The following is a 6,543-nucleotide window of genomic DNA, read 5'->3' as shown; positions in this document are numbered from 1 at the left end:
TCAATTTCTATTTCGCTTACTTCAATATCCGACTCTATTGCTTCTACTACTTCCTCTACGCTAATTTCTTTTTCAATATTTATTACTTCCTCAACTTCAGGCTCTTGTATTTCCTCTTCGGATGCAGCCTCTATTGGCTCTTCTTCAATTTCTATTTCGCTTACTTCAATATCCGACTCTATTGCTTCTACTACTTCCTCTATGCTGATTTCTTCTTCAATATTTATTACTTCCTCAACTTCAGGTAGCTCGCTCTCAATGAAGAAATCCTCTTCTATAAGATACTCTAGACTCATATCTTCTTTCAATGATATCTCTTGAGAAATGTCAAAAGCTTCCCCATTAATATCATTAGCACCTATACCAATTGTATCAATATTTTTCTCACTGTCAACAGGTTTTTGCAATATATTTTGTTCAACCTCAAGTGGCCCTTGCAAAACAGCGGCATGGTAATTGCTTACACAATTGTTTTCTAATGGCGAAGACTCATTTATAGCAGGCTTTAAAACCATGCCAACCCTCCTGGGAAACAACTTGTTTATCAGTGCCAAGAGTGATGCAGTCTTAACTTCACCCTCTTCTTCATTCGCTGCGATTACTATAGTTGATAAATATACAGAAATTATTAAAATACCTCCTAGGTAAACAATAAATATAACGGTAAATGAAAAGCCTGTCCACAAACTAATATGTAGTATTTCATTAATTCTGCTAGTTATGTTCATAACTAGCCCTGAAATCACCGGAAAGAGACTGCTTAATAGGGCGACCGATATAGTACATAGTGCAACTGCCATAACCTTGTGCTTTTTTGAAATGCATTTCCTATCTAGAAACTGTGCAAACAAAATTGATGATATAACAGCCAATGTTATCGTAACTACAAAATACTGGTACATAAAAGCCCCCTTACAAATTTTATAGTTTCTTACACGTTTAAGCGTGTGTTGACAAGTTAAGTCAACACGAAAGCGAAATTTATAACGGAAGTCGTTTTTGATTATGCCTAAGTAAGACCATTTGATACTCTAACAGGAACGTTTATTATATTTCAATTATAAACTTTCCTGGAAACTGACAATAATAATATCCCCATGAAATGAAATAAATTAAAGTGTACAAGATAAATCACTCTTTATATAAATCGAGTAGCTTATAAAAATCACCAATGAATTATAATCTTTACCGCTTTACATTTATATATATATAAATTAATATAATATTAACATTTTTACAAGCAAAATTTTTTATTTTATTATATTTTCGGACAAAATTCTCATAAAACTTATAGCAAAATTAGACATTTTTCATTGAAAGCAGGTTATATATGATTTTAAGCAAATTTGATAAATTTCTCATACACAGACAAAGCTTGATTGAACAGTACACAAAGGGTGATATGACGAAGGATGAATTTATTGAAGCAAACTATGCTTACATTAACTCTACGGATCTTGTCCCTTTCAAAAAGCTGGATAATGTCAAAAAGGCCATATTTAATTATCAGTATTACAATGTCCTTGCCAAGTACTATCAAAAGCGTGCTCATGAGCTCAATTCAAAACACGGGGCACGAAGCGATTTTTTCGAGCAGGCTAATTATTTTTACTCCAAAAAAGACCATGTTACGTTAAAACTTTTGGAGCTACTGGATTTTCAAGGAGTGGAGGCTTATTATGTAAGAGTTAAATCCCCTGCTTTGAAAAGAAAACTTTTTGAGATAGTTTTAAAGGACCATGAAAGCCTCATTTTGCATTCAAAAAACGAAACCCTGCTAAACATTCTGATAAGAGAAAGCGTGTTTATAAACGAGGTCAGAACGTCTCTTGTAGATGATTATATTAACCAGAGGTACTGATTATAAAAATAAAAAGCCATTTCTCATGATATTGAGTTGAATATCTTTACGAGTAATGGCTTTATTTTATACCTTACATTTTTATTTTACTGTTCTATATTGATAATACCCTTTTCCATGCTGGTAACTGCCGCTTGGTCCTCTGCAATAATCTCATCGGATATCTTTTCCGCCATTTTATTCTTCAATCTTTTGAAGTTAGTTTTGGCGAGAGCTGTATTTATAACTGTTTCCATTTCCGATGCCAGCACAAATTTTATCTTCTTTCTTACATTATCAGGGATATCATCAATATCCTTTTTATTATCCATAGGTACAATAACTGTATTTATTCCAGCCCTGTGGGCAGCGAGAACCTTTTCCTTGAGTCCTCCTATAGGGAGTACTCTTCCTCTTAAGGTTATTTCACCAGTCATTGCAACATTCTTCTTTACAGGCAGCCCCGTCAATGCGGATATCATAGCTGTAGCCAAAGTAATTCCGGCTGAAGGTCCATCCTTTGGAATAGCTCCCTCCGGCACATGTATATGAATATCGAATTTATTGTAAAAATTCTTGTCTATATGCAGTTGGTCCGCTTTTGATCTTATAAAACTCATAGCAGCTCTAGCCGATTCCTTCATAATATCTCCAAGGTGTCCTGTGAGTTCAAGCTTTCCACTTCCATCCATCAATGAAACCTCAATGGATAAAGTATCCCCTCCCACAGGCGTCCAAGCCAGGCCAGTCGCTATACCTGTTTCATCCTTCTCATTTGCCTTGTCATACCTGAATTTCTTAGCTCCCAGATATTTTTCAAGCTTTTCGGAGGTTATCTTAACGGTCTTGCTTCTTGATGAAACAATAGTCCTTGCAGCTTTCCTGCAAAGATTTGCAAATTCCCTTTCAAGATTTCTTACACCTGCTTCTCTGGTGTAATAATTTATAACATCTCTTGCGGTTTTTTCATCTATATCGATGCTCTTTTTATCCAGTCCATGGGCTTCAACCTGCTTAGGTATTAAATATTTTAAAGCAATGTTTACCTTTTCCTCTTCAGTGTAACTGGAAATCTGAATAACTTCCATTCTGTCCAGCAATGGTCTCGGAATAGTCTCAAGACTGTTTGCTGTAGTCAAAAACATTACGTTTGACAGATCAAATGGCAGCTCCAAATAATGGTCGCGGAAGGTAAAATTCTGCTCACCGTCCAATACCTCAAGCATAGCAGAAGCAGGGTCTCCCCTGAAATCACTGCTCATCTTGTCTATTTCATCAAGCAATATCAATGGGTTTTTTGTACCGGCTTGCTTCAGTGAAGCAATAATTCTGCCGGGCATTGCACCAACATAAGTACGTCTGTGCCCTCTGATCTCCGCCTCATCCTTGACACCGCCTAGAGACATCCTAACATAATTCCTGTTAAGTGCACGTGCGATGGACTTTGCAATAGAAGTTTTACCAACCCCTGGAGGACCAACCAGACAAAGTATCGGCCCCTTCAGGTTGTTCTTAAGCTTTCTTACAGCTAAATATTCAATTATTCTTTCCTTTACCTTTTCAAGGCCGTAGTGATCTTCATCAAGTATTTCTTCAGCCTTTTTCAAATCAATTATTTCCTCTGTCTCTTTATTCCAAGGCAAATCAAAAACCCAATCCAGATATGTTCTTATTACAGAACCCTCAGCAGAACCTGACTGCATCTTTAAAAGACGATCTAACTCCTTAAGGACCTTTTTTTCGACTTCCTCAGGGAATTCTGCCTTTTTGAGCTTTTCCTTATATTCTTCAACCTCGCCTGTTACGCCTTCCTTATCACCGAGCTCGCTCTGAATAGCTTTTAACTGCTCTCTCAGATAGTATTCCTTCTGCATCTTGTCTATCTGCTTGCGAACTTTGGTATTTATATTCTTCTCAATCTCAAGAATTTCCATTTCCTTTAAAAGAATTTCCAGGATTTTTTCCAATCTTATTTTTGGGTCAAACTCGTTTAAAATCTCCTGCTTTTGCTCAACCTTTAAAAATATATTGGACGCAACCATATCGGATAACTGTCCCGGATCTTCAATTGTTGTAATTGATAGCACCGTCTCGGGAGATATCTTGTTACTTAAACCCACATAATCCTCAAATGCTGATAAAACCCTTCTTTTTAAAGCCTCAATCTCAACACTTTGCTGTTCATCATCCATATATATCTGTTCAACTACTTCTGCCGCAAAAAACGGCTCGTTCTGGGTAAATTCGTTTATTTCAGCCCTGCTTACACCCTCCACCAGAACTCTGATTGTATCTCCCGGAAGCTTTAGCAGCTGTTTTACTTTGGATATTGTCCCTACATTATAAACATCTTCTTCGCCTGGAGAATCATTTTTTGCTTCTTTTTGTGTGACCAGAAATATAAGTTGATTGTTAATCATTGCTTCTTCTAATGCTTTAATTGATTTTACCCTACCCACATCAAAATGCAAAATCATATACGGAAATACCGTAAGACCTCTCAATGGCAATAAGGGCAAAACATGCTTCTTTATTACTTTCTTTGATTCGTACATTCGACACCCCTCCGCTTACCAAAATTTAAACGGTGCATATTTCCACTACTACTATTACTCCAGATTACATAATCTTGAATGGTTCAATTTTATATTTACTGAAACAATTTAATTAAACAAAAATGTTTTAAGCTCATACTGCGAATAAAAGAAACAGAATAAAATATTTATAAGACATTGCTACTATTATAAACTTTTAAACATTTTATTTCAATTATCTTAATCTGGAATCAATGGAATGATTAATTTATATATAGTATTATCGTCATAATAAACTAATTAATTATATCTAAATTTTAGGATATAAAGTTCTCACACTTTAGAATTCCTTTTTCTGATTTTGTAAAGTTCATCAAGTTTTTCCTCAGGCAATGCCTTTCCTCCTCCAAGTATTTCCGACAATATAAGAACCCTGGCAGTACTTTCAGCTGCCTCCAGCTTATAAAATGCATTATATACATCCTTACCCAGCGACAAAACTCCATGATTTGCAAGGAGAATAACATCATAGTCTTTTATATATTCCCCTACCCCTGTAAATATGGCATCGGTTGACTGAGTCCCATAAGCAGCGAGAGGTATTCTGTCAAAAAGAACAATCATTTCCGGATATGCCTTAGTCTCAATCGGCTTATTTGCTACGGCATAAGCAGTGGTATAAGGCGAATGAGAATGAATAATTCCATTGACATCAGATCTTTCAATGTAGGATAAAGTATGGAGTTTCCATTCTGAAGAAGGCTTTAAACTTCCTTCAATAACATTTCCGTCAAGGTCTATTACAGGTATGGTCTCTTCACTTAAAAGACATTTGGGAAAGCAACTAGGCGTTATGCAGATATAATTACCGTTTCTGATGGAGATGTTCCCTTCATATGTATTCACCATACCCTTATCGTATGCCATTCTTGTAACCTCAATTAATTGTGTTTTAACCTGCTCTAGCATCTCAATGTGCCCCCTATAACCATTTTTTCTTTCTAAAAAACAAAATCATGCTCACAAAACATATGGACATTGCTGCCAAAACTAAAAAATAGCCGTATTTAAATTTGAGTTCCGGCATGTTTTCAAAGTTCATTCCATATACACCGGCAATAAATGTTAGAGGCATAAAAAGAACAGAAAATACTGTTAAAAACTTCATAACCTCATTCATTTTATTACTTGCAACCGACAGATATAAATCAACGATACCTGATAATATATCTCTATACGTTTCAATTGTATCCATCATCTGGATAATGTGATCATACACATCCCTAAGGTAAATGCTGGTTGTATCTGATATCAAATGACACTCCCGTCTTTGGAGCCCTCCAACGACTTCCCGCAGCGGCCAGACAGCCTTGTGCATATACAACATTTCCCTTTTTAAACCATGTACTTTTCTGAGCATCTCCTGTCCAGGTGTCGCCACCATCGAATCCTCTGACAATTCAATCTCTTCCCCTGTCTTTTCAAGAACCAAAAAATAGCTGTCTACAATTAGATCCATTATCGCATACAATAGATAATCCATTCCCATTTTTCTGATATTGCTGATACCTTTTGCTATTCTGTCTACAAGAGGTATAAAGAAATTATCCTTGTTTTCCTGAAATGTAAGCAAATAATCCCGGCCTAATATGATGCTAACCTGCTCTGTTGTAATCTCGCTTAATTTATTATCATAATATATCATCCTGATTACAATATACAAGTATCCGTCATACTCTTCCACTTTAGGTCTTTGCCCTGTATTCTGGATATCCTCAAGGACAAGCGGATGAATACCGTAAAAACTTCCTATGCTGTTTATAATATTGGTGTCATGAATACCGTCCAAATTAATCCACCTGTATTTAGCATGATTCTTCATACAAAGAGCATCTTTTATGACTAGGGAATTTTCTACTGAAAAATTCTTATCGTCATAATCTACAACAGTAACAGTTGGAAATTGATTTCTTATCTCACCTGTATGCACAAGTGTCCCAGGCGGTAGCCCGACTTTCTGGGATATCTTCCTTATTTTCTTTGGCATGGCATCACCCTGTTTTATAAAACTTTGATATAGTATACCATATTATTTTACACTTCAACACCATAATCACCAAAGATCTGTATAGTTTGTTCAGTAAATAACCTTTTATAACCTTAATTTAA

The 6,543-nt window shown here is 35.8% G+C and carries 5 protein-coding genes; 1 reads left to right on the top strand and 4 read right to left on the bottom strand.

Translation table 11 applies throughout. The annotated features are described in order from the left end of the window. On the bottom strand, positions 1 to 902 hold a 902-nt coding region (locus VIO64_RS06435; protein ID WP_331916341.1), incomplete at its 3' end, for a hypothetical protein. A gap of 428 nt (positions 903 to 1,330) precedes the next feature. Here VIO64_RS06435 and VIO64_RS06430 point away from each other — a divergent pair. Further along, positions 1,331 to 1,861 (top strand): DUF6648 family protein, encoded by a 531-nt coding sequence (locus tag VIO64_RS06430; RefSeq protein ID WP_331916339.1) that lies wholly within the window; start codon positions 1,331 to 1,333, stop codon positions 1,859 to 1,861. A gap of 86 nt (positions 1,862 to 1,947) precedes the next feature. Here the strand turns inward: VIO64_RS06430 and lon are convergent, their stop codons facing one another. The 3 genes from lon to corA all read right to left on the bottom strand — a co-directional run bounded on the left by lon (position 1,948) and on the right by corA (position 6,421). After that, a complete protein-coding gene (gene lon / locus VIO64_RS06425) occupies positions 1,948 to 4,395 on the bottom strand; it encodes an endopeptidase La (RefSeq protein WP_331916337.1) in 2,448 nt (815 codons plus the stop codon). 312 nt (positions 4,396 to 4,707) lie between these two features. Next, complete coding sequence (locus VIO64_RS06420; protein WP_331916335.1) at positions 4,708 to 5,343, bottom strand: class II aldolase/adducin family protein; 636 nt, start codon at positions 5,341 to 5,343, stop codon at positions 4,708 to 4,710. A 13-nt stretch (positions 5,344 to 5,356) separates the two neighbouring features. Next, on the bottom strand, positions 5,357 to 6,421 hold the full coding sequence (gene corA, locus VIO64_RS06415) for a magnesium/cobalt transporter CorA (RefSeq protein ID WP_331916333.1): 1,065 nt from the start codon (positions 6,419 to 6,421) through the stop codon (positions 5,357 to 5,359). Between the last annotated feature and the right edge of the window lie 122 nt (positions 6,422 to 6,543).

The sequence above is a fragment of the Pseudobacteroides sp. genome (genome assembly GCF_036567765.1).
Taxonomy (GTDB): domain Bacteria; phylum Bacillota; class Clostridia; order Acetivibrionales; family DSM-2933; genus Pseudobacteroides.
Note: the sequence above shows the minus strand (reverse complement) of the source record. Positions and strands in the feature narration are given on the sequence as shown.